The following is a 24,003-nucleotide window of genomic DNA, read 5'->3' as shown; positions in this document are numbered from 1 at the left end:
TTAAAAATCTAACCAAAAATGCACGAATACAAAGACATGACAGCGCAATCTGCTTGGAATGCTTGTCTTGAATTCATAAAGGACAACATAGGCGAACAAGCATTCAAGACTTGGTTCATGCCTATTAAAGCCATTGAATTAACTGAAGACAAGTTATATATACAAGTGCCTAGTAAATTCTTCTACGAATGGCTAGAAGAGCACTATGTAAGCATATTGAAAGTTGCATTGACAAAAGTGTTAGGTGGCAATGCAAAGTTACTATATAAAATACAGATGGAAAATGTATCGGGCAACAAGCAGCCCTATACAGAACAGTTACCTAGTTCGCAACGAGGTCCTGTGAAACCACAAGAATTGGATGTTCCTGTTCAGAACAAAAACCCTGAACTAAAAAATCCATTCATCATTCCTGGTATTCGAAATGTAAAGATTGAATCCCAATTAAATTCAAACTATTCATTTGATAACTTCCTAGAAGGAGATGCAAACCGCTTAGCGCGTTCTGCGGGAATGGCTGTATCTAAAAAACCAGGAGGTACTTCCTTCAACCCTTTGTTGATTTTTGGTGGCGTTGGATTAGGTAAAACACACTTAGCTCATGCCATTGGTGTAGAAATTAAAGAATATTTCCCTGATAAAACCGTTTTATATATTTCAGCAGAAGTATTCACCCAACAATACGTAGACTCAGTACGTAAACAAACGAGAAATGACTTTATCTATTTTTATCAATTAATTGATGTGTTAATTGTCGATGATATTCAATTCTTATCCGGTAAGTCTGGAACACAAGATGTGTTTTTCCACATTTTCAACCACTTACATCAAAATGGGAAACAAGTAATTCTAACTTCAGATAAGGCTCCTGTAGACATGCAAGATATCGAGCAACGCTTGTTATCTCGTTTCAAATGGGGCTTGTCAGCAGAGATTCAAACACCAGATTTTGAAACTCGCGTGAAGATTGTTAAACATATTTTATACCGTGATGGGGTAACAATGCCTGAAAACATCATCGAGTATATGGCTAAAAACGTATCGACCAACGTGCGTGAATTAGAAGGGGCTATTATTTCGTTAATCGCACAGTCTTCGTTCAACAAACAAGAGGTAACGATTGATTTAGCTCGTCAAGTGATTGAGAAATTCATCAAGCATACGCAGAAAGAAATTTCCATTGACTACATCCAAAAAGTGGTATCTGATTACTTCGAAATGGATATAGAAACACTGAAATCCAAAACGAGAAAGCGCAATATTGTACAAGCCAGACAATTAGCTATGTTCTTTGCTAAGAAATACACCAAAGCATCCTTGGCCAACATTGGTTCACAAATTGGAAAACGCGATCACGCTACTGTATTACACGCTTGCAAAACTGTCGATAACTTATTGGAAACAGACAAAGAATTCAAGAAGTTTCACGATGAAATTAACCAAAAGTTCAATATGTAATGAAAGCAAAAGTACTGATGGTATGTTTAGGCAATATTTGTAGGTCTCCTTTAGCAGAAGGAATTTTACAAGCTAAACTTCCTCAAGAACACTTTTTAGTTGATTCTGCCGGAACGGGCAATTGGCATGTAGGTGAGTTACCTGATCCACGCTCAATTGAAGTGGCGAAAAAATACGGAATTGATTTGACCACACAGCGTGCAAGACAGTTTAAAAAGAGTGATTTCAGTACCTTTGACTACATTTTCGTCATGGATCAATCGAATTACAACAACGTAATCCAACTAACAGAAAATCAAGAAGAAAAAAATAAGGTCCGCCTACTTTTAGACGTACTTGATGAAACGAAAAAAGCGGAGGTTCCAGATCCGTATTACGGAGGTCCCGATGGATTTGAACACGTTTTTCAACTGATTGATGAGGCTTGTAACCTGATCGCTAAAAATTTAAAATCTTAGTTATTTATAATCTATAAACAAGGAAGAAATTGCATTTCTTCCTTTTGTTTTTTATAGGCGGATTGACTTACCTTTGCAAATAAAAATAACAGTTCCTCAAATTATGGATAAAGCTACTCACACGGGAACCTTGTATATGATTCCTACCACATTAGGAGACAACGAACCTATGCAAGTACTTCCACAAGCTGTAAAAGACACGATCGATCGATTGTCTATTTTCATTGTAGAAAACGAAAAAACGGTTCGCAAATTTATCAAGCGAATTGCTCCAGATAAAAAACAGTCGGAATTAATCTTATTCCCCCTAAACAAACACACTGATCCTTCAACCTTTAAGCAATATATACAACCGCTACTAGAAGGCAAAGACGTCGGTGTAATCAGCGAGGCAGGGTGTCCTGGGATTGCTGATCCAGGTGCAGCCATTGTTGAACTCGCCCACAAACAAAATATTCGCGTATTGCCTTTGGTAGGTCCATCTTCTATCCTACTCGCCCTAATGGCTTCGGGAATGAACGGCCAAAGTTTTGCTTTTAACGGTTATTTACCCATCGATAAAAACGAAAAGAAAAGCGAACTAAAAACCTTTGAACGCCTGTCGTTTGAGAAAAGTCAATCCCAAATTTTTATTGAAACGCCTTATAGAAACAATCAATTACTACAAGAATTAGTCCAAGTCCTTCACCCTAATACGCTGTTGTGTATCGCTTGTGATATCACCTTAGAAAGTGAATTCATCCAAACAAAACCCATATCCGCTTGGAAACGAACAACGATTGATTTACATAAAAGACCTTGTATTTTTATTCTACACAAGAATTGATGAAAAATGAGATACCGAAACGCAGTGTAGGTTCATCAAATACTAAATATAAAATCAGTGAGATAAACGGGAGAAGGAGTGAATTTTAGATTATACTAGATTAGACATATAAACAAGAGGGTGTCCCAAAAGGTCACCCTCTTGTTTTTTTATAAAACAGTAATTTTTTCTTTGATTAAAAATTATTGCAATTAAAACGAATGTTAGACTCCGATCGCGCGGATTTGCCAATCCGTGCCTTTAGCTAGTCCGATAGCGCAAATTCCTTTTTTTACAATCGTTTTGTTCTATTCAGGTTCTGCACGAATACGCTACAAAACTACATCAGTCGAAATTAACCTGAACTATCCCTTTCCGTGTTTTTCCATTATTGGGAAAAAAAAGCACAAAAGAGTTTGTTTTTCCTTTAATAAACAACACAAATAACTGTTGTTCAGTTGTTTATTTGGCTTTGTTTTAGTTTTGTTCGGGTCTTCTTCGATAAACCTTCGTATTTACGGGGGTTTAACCCCGATTTACCGAAGCTGACTCGAAGAAGACTCGAACAAGACTCGTACAAACCCCAACCCCCTTTACCGATTTACTGCAAAAAACTATACACTTCTTTTTCTTCTAAATTCATATAAAAACAAAAATCTGCACGATCGGGACAAACAATGAAAAAACCCCACCTTTTTTAGATGGGGTTTTGTTTTTTAGGCTTTTTAGACAGCTTCTTTTTTTATTGAAGAAGAATTGCAACTCAAATTGAAAAAAATCACTCTTTTTTCCTTCTCCACTCTCCTATCTCCATTCTTATTTTTTCACCTTAATTGTACAACCAATAGCTACAGTTGTCGTTTGTTCGATCGCTTTTCCCGCGAGTAAGGCATCGACTGCACTCTCTACGTATTTTTCAGACACCTGGCTTTCATCCTCATAGTTATCATCAATAGCCCCGATGTATTTTACGATATACTTTGCTGCTTCTTTTTGTAAAACAAAGACATGAGGGGTTTTAGTAGCCCCATATTGCGGATAAATTTTTTGTCTCTCATCTAGCAGATAGGGAAAAGTAAAACCTCTTTCCTTTGCTCTTACCTTCATTAATTCAAGTCCATCTTCTGGTTGCACAACAGGATCGTTAGGGTTAATTGCAATTACAGGATACCCCAATGCTTTGTATTTCGTATCTAATGCGATAATGCGCTTTTCATACGCTTGAGCATAGGGACAGTGGTTACAAGTAAAAATAACGATAAAACCTTTGGCTTCTTTAAAATCTGCCAGGCTGTGTTTTTTATCATCCGTTCCCAAGAGACTAAAATCTGTTGCGGCATCGCCTATCTTATAGCCCAAAACGCCTTTAAAGTCATTTACAGGCTCTATCACTTCTTCCGTAGGAGCAATTACCCCTGCGTCTTTTACTTCTTTCTTGCACCCAATAAACGCAAGACTACAGCATACTGCTAAAACTAAATTTCTCCACATATATTTCTTATTAAATTAATTTCTTCAACGCTTCGTAGGACAAAACTCCCTCGTGAAAATAAATTTGTTTGCCATTTTTATAAACTGCTGTAGCAGGTATTGCTCCGCTCCAATTCTTATGTACAAGGGGAATCCATTCATTCATCCGCTTTACATCAGCTAACAACACCACGGGAGGTGTGAGTTGATGCTCCTTGATAAAGGGCTGTACTTTGGTTTCAAAATCACCAGAACGATCCAAGCTTACCAATACCAGTTCCATTTTTACCTTGTCTTTATAATCCTGATAAAACTGAACAAAATCAGGTAGTTCTTGTACACAAGGTACACACCAAGTCGCCCAAAAATTAACGATATAAATCTTGTCGTCTTCTTGATTTACCGCTTCTAAAAGTACAGTGTAATCCTTAATTATACCTGTTAAGGCAAAAGGCTTGCCTTGCGTTGCTTCCTTTTTGCAACTACTTGCTAATAAAACAAATAGGGCTATTAAAAAATATCGACTCATAGTATATTTCATCAAGGTGTTCTACAAATATAATTTTTTTAGTCAAAAAAAACATCCCTATACCCAAACAAAAATAGCGAAGCATATGCTTCGCTATTTTTGTTTTCTATTTGTTTTACTTTTCTACTTTTTCTTTGGGATAAATAAATCCTAATCCCATACGCGTCAACATTTTTTTGACAAAGTTCCAAAAGAACTCCCGTTGACCAAATAAAGTTCCGATACAAATCAGGATGACCTTATACATGGGAAAAATAATTAAAACATACAACACCCAATACAACAAAGGATGTGTCAATCCTCTTTCTATGCCTAAATAAGTCAAAATAGGTTTCGAAATAAACGCAGCAGTTGAACCTGTAATTGCAAATACCACTAATATAACTCCCACTTGGAAATTAGAAGTAAGTCCCCAACGTTGCTTTAACTTTTCCATTTATTTATTTTAATTCTAAACAAAAGTAGTTCTTTTTAGAGTAGTAAAAAACTAATTTTTCTTAAAATATAAAAGCCATTCGTCCGAATGGCTTTTACTTATATTAGAGTTCGATTTGATTCATGGTTTCCAAGACATATTCATGCATGACTTCGCGATAATCCAAATGGGTAACGATGCGCAACCATCCTTTTCCTATTTCGCTAATGAGAATATTTTTTTGCTTGAGTTTGTCCAAAAAAGGTTTAATTTTTGCATCGTCTTCTAAACGAAAAACTAAAATATTTGTTTGCACAGGCAGAACTTCCTTCACCCATGTTTTTTTGTTGAGCAACATTTCAATTTGCTTGGCTCTATAGTGATCGCGTTGTAGGCGGCTCACGTTGTTTTTTAGGGCATACAAAGCTGCTGCAGTTAGATATCCCGTTTGTCTCATTCCACCTCCCATAGTTTTACGAAGGCGGATTGCACGCTGGATCAACTCCTTAGATCCCAACAAAACAGATCCTATTGGTGCACCTAAACTTTTGGAGAAACACACCGAAATCGTATCAAATAAAGCGCCAAACTGCGTGGGATGCTGTGATTTTGCCACTAAGGCATTCCACAGTCGCGCACCATCTAAGTGCATTTTTATTCCATAAGCATCACATACTTCTTTGATACGCTCAATTTCACTCAGCTCATAACAAGCCCCTCCACCCATATTAGTCGTATTTTCTAAACACACCAACTTGGTAAGTGGCAAATGGATATTCGCAGGATCTGTATAGTGATATAGGACGTCTTCTGCTGTAATTCGCCCGCGATCTCCATCCACTAAAGCTGAACTTACGCCGTGATGAACCGCAGCTCCCCCTCCTTCGAATTGATAAATATGCGAACTTCTATCGCAAATTAATTGATCTCCCGGTTGAGTATGTAATTTGATCGCAACTTGATTAGCCATAGTTCCCGAGGGAAAAAACAAGGCAGCTTCCATTCCAAACAGCTCTGCAACAGCCGCCTCTAACTCATTGGTACTTCCATCTTGTTTGTAAACATCGTCCCCTACTCTCGCTTTCAACATATAGTTCAACATTTCTGGCGTAGGTTTTGTAATTGTATCGCTAATTAAATTAATTTCCATAAATCCGCAGGAATAAGTATTTTTGCTTGTAAAAGTATTAAAAATTATGGTAACCACAGAACAACAGAAAGACATTATTGATCGCCTTGGTGCGTTAAGGAGGTATCTTTGACGTCGATAAGAAGTTAATTGAAATTGCAAACGAAGAAGAAAAAACGTTTGCCCCTGACTTTTGGAACAATTCAAAAGAAGCTGAAATCATTGTCAAAAATCTAAAATCCAAGAAAAAGTGGATTGAAGACTATGAACAAGCAAAAAATCATTTAGAAGAATTTCAAGTGTTGGTTGAATTTTACAACGCCAAAGAAGTATCGGAGGAGGAAGTAGTAGATCAATACAAGAAAACCCTGGAGCTCATCGAGAATTTAGAGTTCAAGAATATGTTATCAGACGAAGGAGATAACATGAGTGCGGTCTTGCAAATTACCGCAGGTGCAGGTGGAACAGAAAGTTGTGATTGGGCTTCTATGTTGATGCGCATGTACATCATGTGGTCTGAAAACAGTGGATACAAAGTGAAAGAACTCAACTATCAAGCAGGAGAAGTTGCGGGGGTAAAAACCGTAACCTTGGAGATTGAAGGTGAATTTGCTTTTGGTTATTTAAAAGGAGAAAATGGCGTGCATCGCCTGGTTCGTATCTCCCCTTTTGACAGCAATGCCAAACGACATACCTCTTTTGCTTCGGTTTATGTCTATCCCCTTGCGGATGATACCATCGAAATCGAAATCAGTCCCTCAGATATTTCTTGGGAGACGATGCGTTCTAGTGGTGCTGGTGGACAAAATGTAAACAAAGTAGAAACAGCGGTTCGCTTGAGACACCATCCTACGGGAATTATTATTGAAAACTCAGAAACCCGTTCTCAATTAGACAACAAAATCAAAGCCATGCAGCTCTTAAAATCTCAACTTTACGAAATTGAGTTGAAGAAAAAACAAGCCATGCGCGATGAAATTGAAGCCAATAAGAAAAAAATTGAATGGGGCTCACAGATCCGAAATTATGTGATGCACCCTTATAAATTAGTCAAAGACGTTCGAACAGGTCAAGAAACAACAGATGTTGATTCAGTTATGGATGGCGAAATCGACGCTTTCTTAAAAGCCTATTTAATGATGATGGGCCAACAAGAGGAATAATACCGTTGACAGTTTACGAAATAAAATGCATAAAAAAAACAAGCTTGGGTAAAAACTCAAGCTTGTTTTTTTTTATTGCTATTGGACTTTAGGTATTGAGCTGTGGATATTTGGATTTTGCTGTTTGGCAAAGTTGTTCGTTAGAACGAATCATTTTCACATAAGGCAATCAAAAAACAAACCGCGCAAAGCACAAATCGTAACGAAGTGAAAATCGTAACGAAGTGAAAATCGTAACGAAGTGAAAATCGTAACGAAGTGTAGATTCATCGAACACCAAAACAATATATAATCTTGGTGAGATATATTCATCGAACACCAAAACAATATATAATCTTGGTGAGATATATTCATCGAACACCAAAACCAATATAAACTAGGTGAGATAAACCGCGCAAAGCACAAAAAACAAACCGCGCAAAGCACAAAACTAATTCATCTTCTTCACAACATCTTTCAACATATGACGTATTTCCTGAAACATAGCTTTGGTATCAGCTTCTCCTAGGTCTTCGGGTTTAAATTCTTCCGTGGCAATGCTACACGCATACTCCCATATTTCGAGAATATCATACGCCTTGATGCGATAAGGTTCGTAAAATGTGTTGTCCGAATGCAATTCGTACGTATCTTCATCGATGCGATACACCCGTTTATACACCACGCCTTCATTTGCCGTCATAATGATATACGTTCGTCCGTTGCGGATGTACTCCAACTGTTCAATATAGCTCCCAATAATAAACGATCCTTCTTGATGCGGTGGCATAGAATCTCCTTCAATGGGGAATGCGCGATACTTGCCATCTCTTAAGAAAGGCAATGAAATTTGATCGAGGTTTTGAATAAATTCTGGATCAGCATAGCCCGATAAATAACCGGCTCTCGCCTTGTGTGGGATAATCTCAATAAAATTATTTCCATTGGGATCGACCATAATAGGCAATAGTATGCGATTATCTTCCAATTTCAATAAATCTTGCATGGGCACCTTTCTCAAATCTACCGAAATAAGTAAATCCACGCTCACGTGAAAATAACGCGAGATTTTCAACAAAACTTCCAAAGGCGGTTCCGATGCCCCTTCTTCATATTTAGAATAACGAGCACGCGTAATGAGTAGTGAATCTGCGACTTTTTGCTGAGACAACTCCTTCTGTGCTCGCAAATACCTGATGTTATCTGATAAGTATGACATTTGCTATTATTTATAGCATCAAATATACTAATTATTGCTAACATACGTAGTAAGTTTGTTTAAAATATTTTAAACTCGAGCAGATGGAACGCGCAATTGTACATTTAGATTTGGATAGTTTTTTTGTTTCTTGCGAGCGATTAACCAATCGCCAACTCGCTGGTATTCCTCTTATTATAGGAGGAGGTGATCGCGGGGTAGTTGCGAGTTGTTCTTATGAAGCCCGCGCATTTGGCGTGCGTTCTGCCATGCCTATTCGCATGGCGATGCGCTTGTGTCCTCAAGCTAAAATCATCAAAGGCGATATGGAGTTGTACAGTAAAATGTCGGCAGAAGTAACGGAAATTATAGCGGAAAAAGCGCCGATCATGGAAAAAGCAAGTATTGATGAATTTTACTTGGACCTAACGGGGATGGATCGCTTTTTTAGCACCAATCAATGGGCTGCTGAATTGGCTTCGACAATCAAAAAAGAAACCCATCTTCCCTTGAGTTATGCTTTATCAGTTAATAAAACGGTTTCGAAAATGGGAACGAATGAAGCCAAACCTGCTGGAGCACTCGTAATTCCCGAAAAGGAAGTGCGCCCGTTTCTCAATCCGCTGTCGATTCGCAAAATTCCTATGCTTGGACAAGCGACATATGATTCACTTGCGCGCTTGGGTATTCGCACTATTGAAACCTTGTCCAATATGCCCTCGGAAATACTGTTTCAGCTTTTGGGAAAAAATGGATTAGACATTTGGAAAAAAGCCAACGGAATTGATTATGCGCCTGTTGAACCCTATCGAGAACGCAAGTCCATTTCAGTAGAGCACACATTTGCTCAGGATACCATTGACCTCACTTTGTTGCGAACGACTTTGTTGGGAATGGTAGAACGCCTAGCTTTTCAATTGCGATCAGAAGGCTGGCTGACTTCTGTGGTATCCGTCAAGATTCGATATACCAATTTCGACACAGAAACCAAGCAGTGCAAAATTGCCTATACCGCAGCGGATCACCTGCTCAATGCTCAGGTGTTAGACATATTTGAAAAGCACTACCAACGCCGCATGCGTTTGCGATTGATAGGAATTAATTTCAGCGGATTAGCAAGGGGGAGTTATCAAATCAACCTATTTGAAGATTCCCAAGAAATTATGGCGCTCTATGAGGCTATGGACCACATCAAAAAACAATACGGCATACAAGCAGTTCACCGCTGTTCGAGTGCGATACTCAAAACTAAAAAAAAATAAAGATGTTGTTAAATTGTCATTCTTACTATAGTCTGCGCTTTGGCACGATTCCCTTAGCGCAATTGGTAAACAAAGCCAAAGAACTACAAATCACCACCTTAGCACTCACAGACATCCATACCTTTTATGGGGTGTATGACTTTATTCGCCTGTGCCAAGAAGCGTCGATTAAACCACTTATTGGCGCTGAGTTTCGCGTAGATCAACGCGTACAATACATCGTTATTGTCACGAGTACGCACGGTTTTACTGCTGTCAATCAATATATTTCTCATCACAATAAGACCAAACAACCCTTCGCCAAAAAAGCCCCTAACTTGGTCGATACCTTTGTGATCTATCCTATGGAAAATTGTCCACCTACCCTTGCGGATCACGAGTATATTGGCGTGAGAATGAATCAACGCAACCTACTCTATCAAGAACAATGGAAAAAGCTAGTACACAAAATGGTTGTTTTACACCCCGTAACGATTCAACATCCTGAAGAGTATGAGTTGCATCGCATCCTACAAGCGATTGATCAAAATACACTATTGAGCAAATTAGATCCTCAAACATCTGCCTTACCCGATGAAGTTCTCGTGAGTGAAGCAACCTTATCTCAGCATTTTGCCGCCTTTCCTACCTTACTTGCCAATACTAAAAGAATCGCAGCTGAAGCTACTTTTTCGTTTAGCGCGAAAAAAAACAGAAATAAACGCCATTTCACCGACAGCAAAGAAAGCGATTTACAGCTGCTAACTCAACTGGCTCAAGAAGGATTAATACGGCTCTATGGCAGTGAAAACAACCAAGCACAGCTGCGGTTAAAAAGGGAATTAGCGGTTATTGAACAATTGTCTTTTGCCAGCTATTTTCTCATTATTTGGGATATTATTACCTACAGCACAACACGGGGTTTTATGCATATAGGCAGAGGAAGTGGCGCTAATAGTTTAGTAGGGTATTGTATAGGGATTACCAATGTGTGTCCTTTAGAACTCGACTTGTATTTTGAGCGTTTTTTAAATGTCAATCGAAAATCACCTCCTGATTTTGATATTGACTGGTCGTGGACAGATCGCGATGCGATTATAGACTATATCTTTGATCGATACGGCAGTGAACACGTTGCTTTTTGCGGAGCCATGTCCACCTTTAAAGCGCGTTCTATTGTTCGAGAAATCGGCAAAGTATACGGATTAGCTAAAGAAGAACTCGATCAGCTCAACAATCGATATACAAGCGAACACATCGATAACAATTCCGTGGTTCAACTGATTCATCGGTATGGACAGCTCTTGGAGGGATTTCCAAATCAACGCAGCATGCACGCATGTGGAATCCTGATTGCAGAAGAACCACTGACTTGTATTACTGCCTTGGATTACCCTCCCAAAGGTTACGCTGTTGCACAATTTGACATGCACACTGCCGAAGACATTGGTTTTGAAAAATTCGATATCCTCAGTCAGCGCGGTATTGGACACATTAACGAAGCTGTAGCCCTGATCCAACAGAACCAAAACACAACCGTTGATATTCGCGATATTTCGCTTTCCAAAAACGAGTTGCGTTCCAACGCCTATTTACAAGCGGGAAACACCATAGGCTGTTTCTATATTGAAAGTCCAGCTATGCGTGGATTATTGAGAAAATTAAAGTGTAACAATTACAAAACATTAGTCGCAGCTTCGTCTATTATCCGACCTGGAGTTGCCCAAAGCGGTATGATGCAAGAATATATTTACAGACACAATCACCCCAATCAATTTGAGTATTTTCACGATGTTTTTAAAGACCAACTCGGGGAAACCTATGGCATAATGGTATACCAAGAAGACGTCATTAAGATTGCTCTTCACTACGGAGGGTTACCTGCCGAAGACGGCGACATTCTCCGCCGTGCTATGAGTGGAAAAAGCCGTTCCAAAGAAGGCTTACAAGCGGTTCGCAATCGCTTTTTAGCCTTATGTGAGGCAAAGGGACATCCACAAGCCCTTAGCGAAGAAATATACCGCCAGATCGAATCTTTTGCAGGCTATTCTTTTTGCAAAGCCCATTCGGCTTCTTATGCGATTGAAAGCTATCAAAGTCTATACCTCAAAGCCCATTATCCCCTGGAGTTTATCGTGGCTGTGATCAACAACCAAGGTGGATTCTATCGCACAGAAGTGTATGTACACGAGGCTAAAATGTCTGGCGCTCGCGTTTTTCCCCCTTGCATCAACCGAAGCAACCAAGGAGCTACCTTGAGAAAACGAGATATCTTTTTGGGATTTGAACTGGTGAAAAACCTCAACACAGCGCTAGTAGAAGCCATCATAAAAGAGCGTCAACGACAAGGAAATTACACCTCTTTGGAGAATTTTATCCAACGTGTAAACATTCCGCTTGATGCCTTGGAAACCTTACTATTTATCGGAGCTTTTCAATTTACAGGACTCCAGAAAAACGAATTGCTCATCCAAGCGAAATTGTTGTATCACAAGAACAAATCCAATCCAACTTGGTCGTTGTTACAAGAACCCATGAAACCATTTAACTTGCCAAAACTGAAGAGAATACCAGAAGAAGATGCCTTTGATGAACTTGAATATTTGGGTTTCCCAGTATCTTGTAGCCCCTTTAACCTCTTACAGACGAAATTTAGAGGAGAAATCACCACCAAGGACTTCCTCTACCACAAAGATGAGAATACGCGCTTAGTGGGCTATTTAATCGCCTTAAAGCCCATTCAAATCAAAAGTGGACTCATGTACTTCGGTACGTGGATTGATGTGCATGGAGATTACTTTGACAGCGTTCACTTTCCTCAAAGCTTACAGCAATACCCCTTTCAAGGAAGTGGTTGTTATTTGCTCTTGGGAACGATTCAAATAGAATACGACGTGCCAACGCTTCACATTATCAAAATGGCCAAACTCCCTTTTATGGCAGATCCGAGATATCAAGTAGACAACAAACAAAACACAAAAGAAAAAATAATAGCTAAAAGAGCATAACACAATGGTGAATTGAAAGGGAATAGAACAGCAAATAGAAGCATCCTATGCAAAGTGGCGCAGATACAAACTGATGTAGGTCGTTATACCTCCAGCGATCTACCCTAAAAAAAGGCAAAAAAAAATCCCCTATTTAGGAGATCAAAATAAAAAAATGGCAAGCTACCTACATCGCACCGCTACAACCACATACCTTTGCTGCGTTCCCACCCTGGAGGATTCTGCAGGAGCTGGTCGTGTAGGACTTGCCGTTGCAAATATACAACCATTTTATATTTTTCCAAGTGTTTACTACTATTATAATAACTTTTGTATATTGTAATAAAATTTAAACGACCGATGAAAAGACATAACATGCTTATACCCTTAGCCTTATCCTTAACCATTTTCAGTTGTTCTGAGAAAAATAATTTACAAAAAAATGTAATTTCTTTAAATACATCCGAATTAAAACAGGTTTACAACGATAAAGAGACTATAAAATTAAGCTTAAATCTCGCGCCAAACACCGAGCTTGACTCCGTAGTTTATTACTTAAACGACCATCGTCTTGGTTCTTCAAAGGCCAATGAACTAGTAACTGCCCCATTAAAAGGGTATAAATATGGACAATATATACTAAAAGGAACCGCTTATGCCAATAAAGAAAGTATTGATGTTACTACTCGTGTTACCCTACTTTCTTCTGTTGCCCCTCAATTAGTTAATTACTCCATTGTCAATACACTTCCTCACGATATCAAAGCGTATACACAAGGATTGGAGTTCCACAACGGAATCCTATATGAAAGCACAGGAAATGGTGAAGGCATAGGAACAGGAACGAAAGGCGTATCAAGCGTGCGTCAAATCAACCCTAAAACGGGAGAAGTCCTTAAAATAAAAGAACTTCCAGCGAGCATATTTGGAGAAGGCTGCACCATTTTAAACAACAAGCTGTATCAATTGACCTATAAAAACAATGAAGCTTATGTTTACAATCCAGATACTTTTGAAAAAATCGCCACTCTTCCCTACTTTCAACGAATGGAAGGTTGGGGCTTGTGCAACGATGGAACATACCTGTATATGACAGATGGCTCAGAAAAAATATACAAGCTCAATCCTGATACCTTCGAAAAAGTCGATGAGATCACAGTCGCTGCTCAACGTGAAATCTTGGTCAACATCAACGAACTAGAATGGGTAAATGGCAAGATTTACGCCAATTTCTACGGAAAAAGTGGTGTGGCTATTATTAATCCAACTACAGGAGCTGTAGAAGGTGTTATAGATCTGTCACAACTTTATGATATGGTAGAACATCACCCTGACTTAGACGTATTAAACGGAATCGCCTACAACGCTAAAACCAATACCTTCTTTGTAACTGGAAAAAACTGGAACAAAATGTTCGAAATTAAAATTATTGAATAGCGTTATTGGAGATGGATGACTGAAAAATTTTCTTTCAATGAAAAATAAAACAGCAATGGCTTCCAATTGGAAGCCATTGCTGTTTTATTTTAGTTGACGGTTTACAGTTTCACCGCCACTCACTACTCCCCTCTCACTCATACAAACTCACCCCATTAACATCAGTAGTCAAGACGTCTGACATATAATCAAAAAACGGTTTCATTACTTCAAAAGTTTGAATTACTTCATTTATAAAAGTGGGCTGTAGCAGTTCCTCATCCGCAAAAGGGCGCATAACTAAAAACTGCTTCTTGCGCAGTAAATCAATGGCGGGATGTTCTTTATCAAAGCCTTTAGGTGCAGTTTTCAGCTCTTCCCCAACCAATCCGCCAAAGGTTTGAATAAATTGCGGATCATTGATGAGCTGACGCATTTCAGAATCGTCTAAAGCGATTTCCTTTCGAATGCGCAATAAATCATCTTTATTGGGTTCCCAAAATCCTCCGCCAACAAAACTCTTTCCAGGCTCTATATTCAAGTAATACCCCCCGCGTAACAGTGGTTTTTTACGCCCGATATGTAAGCCAAAATACGTTTTATACGGTGTTTTATCTTTGGAAAAACGCACATCGCGATATAAGCGATGGACGTGAAACAACTCAACCTCATCTACAACAGCCATTTGATCAAAAACGCTTTTGAAAAACGCTTTTACTTCGGTAAAAACGGCATCTATTTGTGGCTTATTCTCCGTAAACCACGGCTTATTGTTATTTTTACTAATCGCCTCTAATAGGGCTATATGTTCTTTTTTTAAGTGATCCATAGTTTCTTCAACAATTGACGGACAAATTTACTTTAAAATAGTTGTATTCTTATTAATATACTGCTGACGTTGCTCCTTCGTGATGGATAACCCCTGTGTAATATACGCATCCATTGTACCGTACTTGGCCTCAATAGCAGTAAACATTGCCGTTAAGTAGTTGGGTTTAATCCATGAGAAATTTTCAATGACCTCATAGTCAATTTTTGGAAACATAAATTTTCCAAATTTTGCCAATTTCATGCGACTAGCAACATCATCAACCCGCCCGTTGTTGGACAGTAAATATTCTTCCATGATGGTTTGCCGATCTACGTTTAAAATACTCAACACAATAGCGCCTATCATACCCGTACGATCTTTACCTGCCGAACAGTGAAACAGTGTTGCTTCTTCATTATCCAAGATGCGCACAACAATCTCGCGGATTTTTTCTGGGTTATCCAAAACGTAAATCCCGTAAAACTCCTCGACCGCTTTATTTGATTCCTCAACAGTTACACGTCCTTTTAGCACTTCTTTCTTCGCTTTGCTAAACATATCTTCTGAGTCTTCAAAAGCTTGTAGGTTATAGTATGAAATGGTTGTTGGCAAGCGATCGGGATGCTTTTTAATTTCCCTATCCGTCCTTAAATCAATTACTTGAGAAATACCATAGTCTTGCAGCACTTTAAAATCCTTCTTCTTCAATTTTCCCAAATGACCACTGCGATAAAAGCGCCCAGCTTGAACCACGCGTTGGTCTTGCGTGATAATTCCTCCAAGCTCGCGAACATTAGCCACATGATTAATCGCCACTGCTGCATTAGCTTCTTGATATAATGTTTTTTGTTGGGCGGCAGGAGTAAATGACGTGGTTTCTCCACTGGCATAACGCCCAGCTAAAGCTTCATAATTCTCCTTTGTATCTAGCTTTGAAAACACAATGGGTTGGTAGGCGTGTTTATACGAACAGCTCCCTAAAAACAACAGTCCCCCCATTAAAATTAACCGTCTATATTTCTTCATAACACATCTTGTATGGTCCTCTTTCAAAGTTAAGCATTTCTATTCTATTTCTCCGTTTCCCCTCTAGATACAAAAAAAGCAATGCGGGTATCGCATTGCTTTTTTATATTTTTCAGGTAGTTTCTGTTTTAAACTCCCATAAATTGAAACGGTTTGCTAGCAACTAAATGATCGTTAGACAAGCCAAAATACTGCTGTCTATTGGATACATCTAATTTTCTAACTCCTGCTTTTTCTCCAAAATCAAGGGTTTTAAGGTCTAACCACAGAGGCGATAACGTCAATGGGTCTTCGTAATAATACACTAGATTTTTTTGATCTGACACCGCTCTCCATTTTGTTGAAGACAAGTTGGGATATCCTTCGATATGTACTCCATAAGGAACAGAACAGTTGCGGATGACACTAAATGCCGATCCAACTGCTACCATGGTATCATCGCTTTGATCTACTGCTGTAGCGTAATACGAAGCTCTTGCGAAGCGATCTTCTGATCTTCCTGTTCCTGGTAACACCTGATTACCTGGTAAAAATGCCCAGTAATCGCGGATTGCTAATTGCTTGTCATACGTTGGTGAATTGGTAACAACAGTATAAGAAGGATCGTGGTAAATCTTTAATTTTCCATCGATATACTCCAACACAGCATTGTCGCCTTTGGCGTCTGACATAGTTAGGTGTACCGTGGCCAAGGTGGTTCTCCCTGGTGTATTAGCTGTAACGACAGTAACTGGATTTTTCTGTAAATCAGCTACGGCTTCCGCTACAGTTGCATAATTATCCAATACATATTGTGCCCATATAGCTAAGCTCATTCCCTTTTGTTTTCCATTTGGATTATAATCAGGATATTGAGATTCGACTAACCATAAAATATTGGCAACAAGTCCTTTTTCATTCATTCCGTCTGTTGTGGCGATATCAAAGGCAGATACGATGACACTTCCGTATTTAGACTTCCATTTAGCAGAGGCTTTCCCCACTTCCCCTGTGCGTTCCATTCCTCTTGGAAAAACCCAAATATTCGGGTCGATTTCATCTTTCCAATCCATTGAACGCGCGGTAATTATTGTATTATTTGGCCCTTTGTATACCACTCGGGTACACGCATAAGCATCTGATGCAACGGGTAGTAAAAAGGCTGCTAAGGCTAAATTAGCTACCCAAATTTTCCATTTTTTCATAGGTATAGAATTTATGTGTTTTTTATTTCAATGCTTGTTTAAACGTTAGCAATGCTCGTTCTCTAGCTAGCTTGTGGTCGACAATTGGCGCCCTGTATAATCCCTCTATATCTTCAGGCAACCATCGCTTGATATACTGTCCATCTTTGTCAAATTTTTTTTGTTGTTCGGTGGGATTAAAAATGCGAAAATAAGGTGCGGCATCACAACCACATCCTGCTGCCCATTGCCAGTTTCCAACGTTTAGTGCTAAATCGTAATCATTTAACTTTTGCGCAAAATACGCCTCTCCCCAACGCCAATCAATCAACAAGTGTTTGACCAAAAAACTAGCCACCACCATGCGCACGCGATTGTGCATATACCCCGTTTGATTCAATTCACGCATTCCTGCATCAACCAAGGGATAGCCTGTTTCTCCTTTACACCACAACTCAAATTCTGCTTCGTTATTTCTCCAAGCGATTTTTTCGTATTCTCTTTTAAAACACCAGCGAGCCGAATGCGGATAATGATATAAAATTGAAGTAAAAAACTCTCGCCAAATCAATTGACTTAACCACGTATCGTTATCAACTAGTGCTTGCGCTACACAGGCGCGAATAGAAACGGTACCAAATCGAATGGCCATTCCCAAATGCGTTGTTGCATCCAAGGCTGGATAGTCGCGGTTTTCCGTATAGTTTTGAATAATGGATCGATCGAAAACTGGAGGGACAAATCGAGGGTTATTCCCCTCCGCATAACCTAAATCCGATAAACTAGGCATCGTATTTCCCTTTGTTTTGGGAAGAAAATGCGTTTCTTTTAACGGGATTGTCCACGCGTTTAGGTGTTGCTTGGTCAGCGAATTTCTCCACAATTTTGCATAAGGCGTATATACCTTATAAGGCGTTTGATCGCTCTTCAGCAATTCATCCGCACGAAAAATCACCTGATCTTTAAACGCGTAAAAACCAATGTTCTTTGCCCTTAAAAAGGCTTCTACCTCAGCATCGCGTTGCTGGGTTAATGGTTCGTAATCCACATTGGTATAAACGGCCTGAATAGCATAAGTAGCTGTTAGTTGTTCAAATGAATGCAGCACCGTATCACTGTAAAAAAACATTTGACTAGTGAGTGCATTCAATTCTGCGTTCAGCTGTTCTAATGCGCCATAGATGTACGGAATGCGCTTGTCATTTCTATCGGGAAATTGCGCTAAAATATCCGTGTCAAAAATAAAAAGAGGCAAGACTTTTTTTCCTGATTGTATAGCGTGATATAAGCCTACATTATCGTGCAAGCGCAGATCTCTTCTAAACCAAAATACTACAATTTCTTCCATACAATAAGTCTAGTAAAAAGACCCTTTACTTTTTGAAATAAAGGGTCTTTAAATATAACTTTTTTTATTTAAAAATAGCCAATAATACTCAACCATGTTGTGCCGAGTATCAAATAAACAGCCAAAAGCAAAAGTCCGATGCACAAGCCATAGCTCCACCAAGCCTTTAATTCAACATAACCACTACCAAAAAACACGGGAGCTGGACCGTGTCCATAATGTGTTAGTGTACCGTATATAGAGCCCATAAAACCGAGGGTCAACGCCAAAAGCATCGGAGGTACACCTAATGATAGTCCCACCCCCAACAAGGCGGCATACATGGCTGCTACATGGGCTGTGGCACTAGCAAAGATATAGTGACTAAAAAAGTAGACTATGACGAGTAAAGGATAGGCATAATGCCAGCCAATTCCCCCCATTTGCACTTTGATTAAATCGCTAAACCAACCAATGAAACCCAGGGTATTTAACGAACTAGCCATCATAACTAAAACCGCAAACCAAACAACAGTATCCCAAGCTCCTTTTTCAGATTTGACATCCTCCCACGTTAATACAGAGGTTAACAATAGGATAGAGAGACCAATAAAAGCGGTTGTTGTGGCATCAATGGTAAATAAATCTCCGGTAATCCACAAAAAAAGCAAGATAAAGAAAGTCAGTAACATCAACTTTTCTGACAGGGATAATTTGCCCATTTCTTTTAGTTTTGCTAGGGCAATCTTAGGAGCATCACCTGTTTTCTTTAATTCAGGCGGGTAAATTTTATACAACACCAGAGGCGTGATAATAAAGGCTATGATTCCAGGTACGAAGCCTGCAATTGCCCAGTTCATCCAGCTAATATGGATCCCCATATCAGCTGCAAATTTTTGACACATCGGATTACTCGCCGTTCCTGTTAAGAACATTGCCGAGGTAATCAGATTGAGATAATAACAATTTAACGTTAAAAAAGAACCTACTTTTTTCTTTGTTTCTTCTTTAGATGGATCTGAACCAAAGTTCATCGCCATGGATTTCATAATGGGATAAATAATACCACCACCCCGGGCAGTATTACTTGGGATCGCTGGCGCCAATACTAAATCTGCCAGCCCTAATCCATACGCTAATCCCAACGTACTTTTACCGAATGTGCGAATAAACAGATAGGCTATTCGATTTCCCAATCCTGTTTTGATAAAGCCACGAGCAATAAAGAATGAGATTCCGATTAACCAAATTACTTTATCCCCAAACCCCTGTAGACTTAATGCGATGGATTTTCCTGCATTTCCAGGAGCTAAAAGCTGAAAAAAAGCAGTGAGTCCCACGGCAATCATACACATAGTACCCATTGGTGCAGCTTTTAGAATAATCCCTAAAATAGTGCTGACAAAAATGGCAAATAAATGCCATGCTTCTAATGTTACCCCCTTTGGAATTGGACAAAACCACAATAACAAGCCTACAATTAATGTGATTCCAAGTTTTTTTAGGTGTACTTCTTTCATAGAAGAACCGTTTTAATAGTTATTGTAATCGGCATTGAAATTGGATGAAGGCAAGGTTAGAATTATAAGATTTCGTTTGTTCTACATTCGTCTTAAAATTGTCAATTTGCATTCCCACTTGTAAGCGAGCACCATAATTCTTTAAAAATTCTAGACTGACCATGGGAACCCAGGTTTGTCTTGCGTTCGAATTGAGGTGCGCACTAGCGTCTAAATACTCATAACGGCAGGCAAATTCGATGGTTTGCAAGCGTTTTTCTCCTAATTCATATCGTATATTCGGCAAAATGTAGAAACTTTTCATCAAATAATCCTTCATTACGCCTACGCGCTCATCGACGGCTTGATTAAAAAACATAAAGTGATTTGTACCTTGCTTGGCTTCGAGCTGGAAGTCAATGCTCCAACGATCACTCAGCGGGAAGAAAGCCGTTGCTTCTGCGCCCACGGCATACACCGTTTGGCGTTGTACCTCGCCCAGTCCGCCACTAATTCCCACATTAATTTTGTGCTTGGGATCGACATTGAACAACAAACGGCTCGAATAGTGTTTGCCGTCGTCATTATCTGTCTTGTTTTTACCATTTCCATTGGTTACTGAAAGACCGTAACTCATAGGAATTTTCCCTAAGTCCACACTTCCTGTCACTGCGGCACCAATTTGGAAGCTCGTCCAACCATTATCGCCAAATAAGTAGTAGGAATTGGAATAGTCAATGGATTTTACAACGTCAACAGGATAGGTTTCCTCTACGCCAAACAGCGGTCTAAACTGACCAACTGTAAATTGCAAATAACGATTCAACGTATACTTTGCATAGGCATTTTCCAATACTTTTGTCTTGGGATCTGACTTAAAATCTGCCAAATTCACCAACGCTACAACTTCTAAATTTTCGGTTATTTTGGCGTTCATCGAAACGCGCATTCGCTTAACTTCAAAGGAATTATTCGTTCCATCCCCATCGCCATAATGCATTCCATTAATATCTACGCCTCGTTTAAAATTATCCAAATAGCGCGCTTGAAAAACACCTCCTACTTTAAATTGAGGATACGTTTGCGTCGTATTATGTAAGACTATTTTTTCTTCAAATACGCGAATTGTATCTTGTACCATTTCCCTCTCCTGTGCCCAACTACTTACTGCAGTACACAAGCCTATTCCAAAGAGAAATAGGCTTTTTAAAACCTCAATTTTACTTTTCATTTTATCATTTCTTTTTAAACTTGAGAAAACTTGCTCGATTGTATTCATAATTCATACGGGCAATATTCAACACCGAAATTCCCTGAGGGCATTCAACCTCACAGGCTTCTGTATTAGAACAATGTCCAAATCCCTCTTCATCCATTTGCATAATCATGTGCAAGGCACGTTCTTTTCGCTCTTGTTGCGATTGAGGCAACAAGGCTAATTGGGTAATCTTTGCTGAAGTAAACAAAGCGGCACTACCGTTTTTACACGTTGCCACACAAGCACCACATCCAATACAAGCGGCCGAATCAAAGGCAGCTTCTGCTGTTTCATGAGAAACGGGGATGGTATTTGCTTCTGGAGCTTGTCCGGTATTCACCGATACATAGCCTCCGGCAGATATAATGCGGTCAAAAGCTGTGCGATCTACTTTCAAATCCTTTTTAACAGGAAATCCAGCAGCCTTAAATGGTTCAATTAGAATGGTTTCTCCATCTTTAAACTCGCGCATATGCAATTGACAAGTCGTTGTATTTTCTAAAGGTCCATGTGCGTTTCCGTTAATCACCACCCCACATTGTCCGCAAATCCCCTCTCTACAGTCGTGATCAAATTCAATAGGTTCCTCTTTTTTAGAAATTAGTTGTTCATTTAATGTGTCCAACATTTCTAAGAAAGACATATGTGTATTCACATTATCTATCGCATAATCCACTAATTTACCTTCAGATTTGCGATCTTTTTGTCTCCATATTTTAAGATTCAATTTCATAGCCCTATTATTTATAACTACGGATAGTTGGTTTGACGTATTCAAATGTTAATTCTTCTTTATTTAAAATGGGTTCCTGATCCAAAGATCCCGGCCACTCCCAAGCAGAAATAAATTGGAATTGCTCATCGTTACGAGCAGCTTCCCCTTCTTCGGTTTGGTATTCCTCTCTGAAATGCGCCCCACAAGATTCATCACGGGTTAAAGCATCATAACACATAAGCGTTCCGATTTCCAAGTAATCTGCTACGCGCCCCGCTTTTTCTAGCTCTGAGTTAATCGTAGCATTAGTTCCAGGAACGTGTACATTCGTATAAAATTCGGCTCTCAATTTTTTAATTTCCTCAATGGCAAATGTCAACCCTTCTTTTGTACGGGCTAAACCACAATAATCATACAGGAGTTTTCCCAATTTTTTGTGATAGTAATCCACTGTCTTATCGCCTTTAATTTTCAAGAGATTTTCCAATTTGTCTTTGACTTCTTGTTCTGCTTTTTCAAACGCTGGGTGATCTGTTTCAATTTTCCCCACCCTAATTTGATCGGCCAAGTAGTTAGCAATGGTATAAGGTGCTATAAAATACCCATCTACTGAAGCTTGCAACAGTGAGTTTGCTCCCAAACGATTTGCGCCATGGTCAGCAAAATTAGCTTCACCTAAAGCAAATAATCCTGGGATGGTTGTCATTAACTCATAGTCTACCCATAAGCCTCCCATAGAGAAGTGAGCCGCTGGCGAAATCATCATCGGTTCTTTGTAGGCATTTGACCCTGTAATTTTTTCATACATGGTAAATAAGTTGCCGTATTTTTCAGCGATTTTTGCCTGTCCTTGCTCTTTGATTGCCTTAGAGAAATCCAAGTAAACCGCATTTTTCAACGGTCCTACTCCAAAACCAGCATCGATGCGCTCTTTGGCTGCACGAGATGAAATATCACGCGGCGCTAAGTTTCCAAAAGCAGGATAGCGTCTTTCTAAATAGTAGTCGCGTTCTTCTTCGGGAATATCATTGGCGAGTCTGGTTTCATTTAGGTTTTTAGGCACCCAAATACGACCGTCGTTGCGCAGTGATTCTGACATTAGGGTCAACTTCGATTGATAATCTCCAGATTGAGGTAAAGATGTTGGGTGAATTTGCGTCCAGCTAGGCGAAGCGAAGAAAGCTCCTTTTTTATGGGCACGCCAAATTGCAGAACCATTACATCCCATGGCTAAGGTAGATAAATAATATATTTTACCGAATCCACCCGTTGCAAGTACAACAGCGTGAGCGGCATGTCTTTCGATTTCTCCTGTTTCTAGGTTTCTCACAATTACACCTCTTGCTTTTCCATCGATCACCACCAAATCCAACATTTCATGTGAAGAGTACAGCTCAACAGTTTTCTTATTGACCTGACGCATCAGGGCTTGGTAGGTACCCAGCAACAACTGTTGTCCCGTTTGTCCACGGGCGTAAAATGTTCTACTCACCTGTACCCCTCCAAAGGATCTATTGTTCAAATAACCGCCGTATTCTCTACCAAAGGGAACCCCTTGAGCCACTGCTTGATCAATTAAGTTAACCGAACACTCTGCTAGGCGATAAACATTGGCCTCTCTGGCTCTAAAGTCACCCCCTTTTAGCGTATCGACGAACATTCGATAAATACTATCCCCGTCATTTTTGTAGTTTTTGGCAGCATTCACTCCTCCTTGGGCCGCTACGGAGTGCGCGCGACGTGGCGTATCTTGAAAGCAAAACGATTTTACATTATACCCCATTTCACCTAAAGAAGCCGCTACAGAACTACCAGCTAACCCCGTTCCAATTACAATAACATCCAGTTTTTTTCTGTTTGCTGGATTGACCAAACGAGCATTCTTTTTATAGTTAAACCATTTTTCTTCTAATGGTCCTTCAGGAATTTTTGCATCTAATTTCATAACAAGCTTGT

At 39.4% G+C, this 24,003-nt stretch carries 20 protein-coding genes and 1 other RNA gene; 7 read left to right on the top strand and 14 right to left on the bottom strand.

The window, feature by feature from the left end:
* The first annotated feature begins 18 nt into the window (after positions 1-18).
* From dnaA to HX062_RS03020, 3 genes are all read left to right on the top strand, one after another.
* Positions 19-1,458 (top strand): chromosomal replication initiator protein DnaA, encoded by a 1,440-nt coding sequence (dnaA, locus tag HX062_RS03030; RefSeq protein WP_182626246.1) that lies wholly within the window; start codon positions 19-21, stop codon positions 1,456-1,458.
* Positions 1,458-1,916: a low molecular weight protein-tyrosine-phosphatase gene (locus HX062_RS03025; protein WP_182626247.1), complete on the top strand. Its 459-nt coding sequence runs from the start codon at positions 1,458-1,460 to the stop codon at positions 1,914-1,916. The genes dnaA and HX062_RS03025 overlap by 1 nt, the downstream gene beginning before the upstream one ends.
* A 103-nt stretch (positions 1,917-2,019) precedes the next feature.
* Positions 2,020-2,742, top strand: coding sequence for an SAM-dependent methyltransferase (locus HX062_RS03020; RefSeq protein WP_286466365.1), 723 nt, complete (start codon positions 2,020-2,022; stop codon positions 2,740-2,742).
* A gap of 795 nt (positions 2,743-3,537) precedes the next feature.
* Here HX062_RS03020 and HX062_RS03015 read toward each other — a convergent pair.
* The 4 genes from HX062_RS03015 to HX062_RS03000 all read right to left on the bottom strand — a co-directional run bounded on the left by HX062_RS03015 (position 3,538) and on the right by HX062_RS03000 (position 6,285).
* The gene (locus tag HX062_RS03015) at positions 3,538-4,212 is read right to left on the bottom strand and encodes a thioredoxin family protein (protein WP_286466364.1); all 675 of its coding nucleotides are present in this window, start codon (positions 4,210-4,212) and stop codon (positions 3,538-3,540) included.
* Positions 4,213-4,222: 10 nt separating this feature from the next.
* Positions 4,223-4,720: a TlpA family protein disulfide reductase gene (locus HX062_RS03010; RefSeq protein ID WP_286466363.1), complete on the bottom strand. Its 498-nt coding sequence runs from the start codon at positions 4,718-4,720 to the stop codon at positions 4,223-4,225.
* A 115-nt stretch (positions 4,721-4,835) separates the two neighbouring features.
* Positions 4,836-5,156 carry a DUF6787 family protein gene (locus tag HX062_RS03005; protein WP_286466362.1) on the bottom strand — a complete coding sequence of 107 codons (321 nt, stop codon included), beginning with the start codon at positions 5,154-5,156 and terminating at the stop codon, positions 4,836-4,838.
* Between the two features lie 103 nt (positions 5,157-5,259).
* Positions 5,260-6,285 (bottom strand): threonine aldolase family protein, encoded by a 1,026-nt coding sequence (locus HX062_RS03000; RefSeq protein ID WP_182626252.1) that lies wholly within the window; start codon positions 6,283-6,285, stop codon positions 5,260-5,262.
* A 46-nt stretch (positions 6,286-6,331) separates the two neighbouring features.
* Between HX062_RS03000 and prfB the strand changes: the two genes are divergently transcribed.
* Positions 6,332-7,427, top strand: a protein-coding gene (gene prfB / locus HX062_RS02995) for a peptide chain release factor 2 (protein WP_182626253.1) whose coding sequence is annotated in 2 segments (ribosomal slippage) — positions 6,332-6,394 and positions 6,396-7,427 — 1,095 coding nt in all. Because the reading frame shifts where the segments join, the coding sequence is not laid out codon by codon here.
* A 430-nt stretch (positions 7,428-7,857) separates the two neighbouring features.
* Here the strand turns inward: prfB and HX062_RS02990 are convergent.
* Positions 7,858-8,625, bottom strand: coding sequence for an XRE family transcriptional regulator (locus HX062_RS02990; protein WP_182626254.1), 768 nt, complete (start codon positions 8,623-8,625; stop codon positions 7,858-7,860).
* 83 nt (positions 8,626-8,708) lie between these two features.
* Between HX062_RS02990 and dinB the strand changes: the two genes are divergently transcribed.
* Both dinB and HX062_RS02980 read left to right on the top strand, forming a co-directional pair.
* Positions 8,709-9,866 (top strand): DNA polymerase IV, encoded by a 1,158-nt coding sequence (gene dinB / locus HX062_RS02985; RefSeq protein ID WP_182626255.1) that lies wholly within the window; start codon positions 8,709-8,711, stop codon positions 9,864-9,866.
* Positions 9,867-9,868: 2 nt separating this feature from the next.
* Complete coding sequence (locus tag HX062_RS02980) at positions 9,869-12,853, top strand: DNA polymerase III subunit alpha (RefSeq protein WP_286466360.1); 2,985 nt, start codon at positions 9,869-9,871, stop codon at positions 12,851-12,853.
* A 152-nt stretch (positions 12,854-13,005) separates the two neighbouring features.
* Here the strand turns inward: HX062_RS02980 and ffs are convergent.
* Positions 13,006-13,104, bottom strand: an RNA gene (gene ffs / locus HX062_RS02975) — signal recognition particle sRNA small type.
* 88 nt (positions 13,105-13,192) lie between these two features.
* Between ffs and HX062_RS02970 the strand changes: the two genes are divergently transcribed.
* Positions 13,193-14,269 (top strand): glutaminyl-peptide cyclotransferase, encoded by a 1,077-nt coding sequence (locus HX062_RS02970; protein ID WP_182626257.1) that lies wholly within the window; start codon positions 13,193-13,195, stop codon positions 14,267-14,269.
* Between the two features lie 133 nt (positions 14,270-14,402).
* Here HX062_RS02970 and HX062_RS02965 read toward each other — a convergent pair whose 3' ends face one another.
* The 8 genes from HX062_RS02965 to HX062_RS02930 all read right to left on the bottom strand — a co-directional run bounded on the left by HX062_RS02965 (position 14,403) and on the right by HX062_RS02930 (position 23,992).
* The gene (locus tag HX062_RS02965; RefSeq protein WP_286466359.1) at positions 14,403-15,077 is read right to left on the bottom strand and encodes a DUF2461 domain-containing protein; all 675 of its coding nucleotides are present in this window, start codon (positions 15,075-15,077) and stop codon (positions 14,403-14,405) included.
* Positions 15,078-15,104: 27 nt separating this feature from the next.
* Positions 15,105-16,085 carry a tyrosine-protein phosphatase gene (locus HX062_RS02960; RefSeq protein WP_286466358.1) on the bottom strand — a complete coding sequence of 327 codons (981 nt, stop codon included), beginning with the start codon at positions 16,083-16,085 and terminating at the stop codon, positions 15,105-15,107.
* 128 nt (positions 16,086-16,213) lie between these two features.
* Positions 16,214-17,269 carry a linear amide C-N hydrolase gene (locus HX062_RS02955; protein WP_286466357.1) on the bottom strand — a complete coding sequence of 352 codons (1,056 nt, stop codon included), beginning with the start codon at positions 17,267-17,269 and terminating at the stop codon, positions 16,214-16,216.
* A 22-nt stretch (positions 17,270-17,291) separates the two neighbouring features.
* A complete protein-coding gene (locus HX062_RS02950; RefSeq protein ID WP_286466356.1) occupies positions 17,292-18,596 on the bottom strand; it encodes a cryptochrome/photolyase family protein in 1,305 nt (434 codons plus the stop codon).
* A gap of 68 nt (positions 18,597-18,664) precedes the next feature.
* The gene (locus HX062_RS02945) at positions 18,665-20,095 is read right to left on the bottom strand and encodes an anion permease (protein WP_286466355.1); all 1,431 of its coding nucleotides are present in this window, start codon (positions 20,093-20,095) and stop codon (positions 18,665-18,667) included.
* A gap of 19 nt (positions 20,096-20,114) precedes the next feature.
* Positions 20,115-21,305 carry a porin gene (locus HX062_RS02940; protein ID WP_182626263.1) on the bottom strand — a complete coding sequence of 397 codons (1,191 nt, stop codon included), beginning with the start codon at positions 21,303-21,305 and terminating at the stop codon, positions 20,115-20,117.
* A gap of 4 nt (positions 21,306-21,309) precedes the next feature.
* Positions 21,310-22,065, bottom strand: coding sequence for a succinate dehydrogenase/fumarate reductase iron-sulfur subunit (locus HX062_RS02935; protein WP_286466352.1), 756 nt, complete (start codon positions 22,063-22,065; stop codon positions 21,310-21,312).
* Positions 22,066-22,072: 7 nt separating this feature from the next.
* The gene (locus tag HX062_RS02930) at positions 22,073-23,992 is read right to left on the bottom strand and encodes a fumarate reductase/succinate dehydrogenase flavoprotein subunit (RefSeq protein WP_182626265.1); all 1,920 of its coding nucleotides are present in this window, start codon (positions 23,990-23,992) and stop codon (positions 22,073-22,075) included.
* Between the last annotated feature and the right edge of the window lie 11 nt (positions 23,993-24,003).

Origin of the sequence: Myroides sp. DF42-4-2 (assembly GCF_030326445.1) — a bacterium.
Lineage (GTDB): Bacteria > Bacteroidota > Bacteroidia > Flavobacteriales > Flavobacteriaceae > Flavobacterium.
This window is presented reverse-complemented; position numbering and strand designations above follow the sequence as displayed.

Excerpts from the sequence above, each read along its gene's own strand:
- dnaA (WP_182626246.1), top strand. The coding sequence starts at position 19 with ATGCACGAATACAAAGACATGACAGCGCAATCTGCTTGGAATGCTTGT.
- dinB (WP_182626255.1), top strand. The coding sequence starts at position 8,709 with ATGGAACGCGCAATTGTACATTTAGATTTGGATAGTTTTTTTGTTTCT.
- HX062_RS02970 (WP_182626257.1), top strand. The coding sequence starts at position 13,193 with ATGAAAAGACATAACATGCTTATACCCTTAGCCTTATCCTTAACCATT.
- HX062_RS02990 (WP_182626254.1), bottom strand. The coding sequence starts at position 8,625 with ATGTCATACTTATCAGATAACATCAGGTATTTGCGAGCACAGAAGGAG.
- HX062_RS02945 (WP_286466355.1), bottom strand. The coding sequence starts at position 20,095 with ATGAAAGAAGTACACCTAAAAAAACTTGGAATCACATTAATTGTAGGC.
- HX062_RS03020 (WP_286466365.1), top strand. The coding sequence starts at position 2,020 with ATGGATAAAGCTACTCACACGGGAACCTTGTATATGATTCCTACCACA.
- HX062_RS02950 (WP_286466356.1), bottom strand. The coding sequence starts at position 18,596 with ATGGAAGAAATTGTAGTATTTTGGTTTAGAAGAGATCTGCGCTTGCAC.
- HX062_RS03025 (WP_182626247.1), top strand. The coding sequence starts at position 1,458 with ATGAAAGCAAAAGTACTGATGGTATGTTTAGGCAATATTTGTAGGTCT.
- HX062_RS02955 (WP_286466357.1), bottom strand. The coding sequence starts at position 17,269 with ATGAAAAAATGGAAAATTTGGGTAGCTAATTTAGCCTTAGCAGCCTTT.
- HX062_RS03010 (WP_286466363.1), bottom strand. The coding sequence starts at position 4,720 with ATGAGTCGATATTTTTTAATAGCCCTATTTGTTTTATTAGCAAGTAGT.
- HX062_RS02930 (WP_182626265.1), bottom strand. The coding sequence starts at position 23,992 with ATGAAATTAGATGCAAAAATTCCTGAAGGACCATTAGAAGAAAAATGG.
- HX062_RS02935 (WP_286466352.1), bottom strand. The coding sequence starts at position 22,065 with ATGAAATTGAATCTTAAAATATGGAGACAAAAAGATCGCAAATCTGAA.
- HX062_RS02940 (WP_182626263.1), bottom strand. The coding sequence starts at position 21,305 with ATGAAAAGTAAAATTGAGGTTTTAAAAAGCCTATTTCTCTTTGGAATA.
- HX062_RS03000 (WP_182626252.1), bottom strand. The coding sequence starts at position 6,285 with ATGGAAATTAATTTAATTAGCGATACAATTACAAAACCTACGCCAGAA.
- HX062_RS02965 (WP_286466359.1), bottom strand. The coding sequence starts at position 15,077 with ATGGATCACTTAAAAAAAGAACATATAGCCCTATTAGAGGCGATTAGT.
- HX062_RS02980 (WP_286466360.1), top strand. The coding sequence starts at position 9,869 with ATGTTGTTAAATTGTCATTCTTACTATAGTCTGCGCTTTGGCACGATT.
- HX062_RS02960 (WP_286466358.1), bottom strand. The coding sequence starts at position 16,085 with ATGAAGAAATATAGACGGTTAATTTTAATGGGGGGACTGTTGTTTTTA.
- HX062_RS03005 (WP_286466362.1), bottom strand. The coding sequence starts at position 5,156 with ATGGAAAAGTTAAAGCAACGTTGGGGACTTACTTCTAATTTCCAAGTG.
- HX062_RS03015 (WP_286466364.1), bottom strand. The coding sequence starts at position 4,212 with ATGTGGAGAAATTTAGTTTTAGCAGTATGCTGTAGTCTTGCGTTTATT.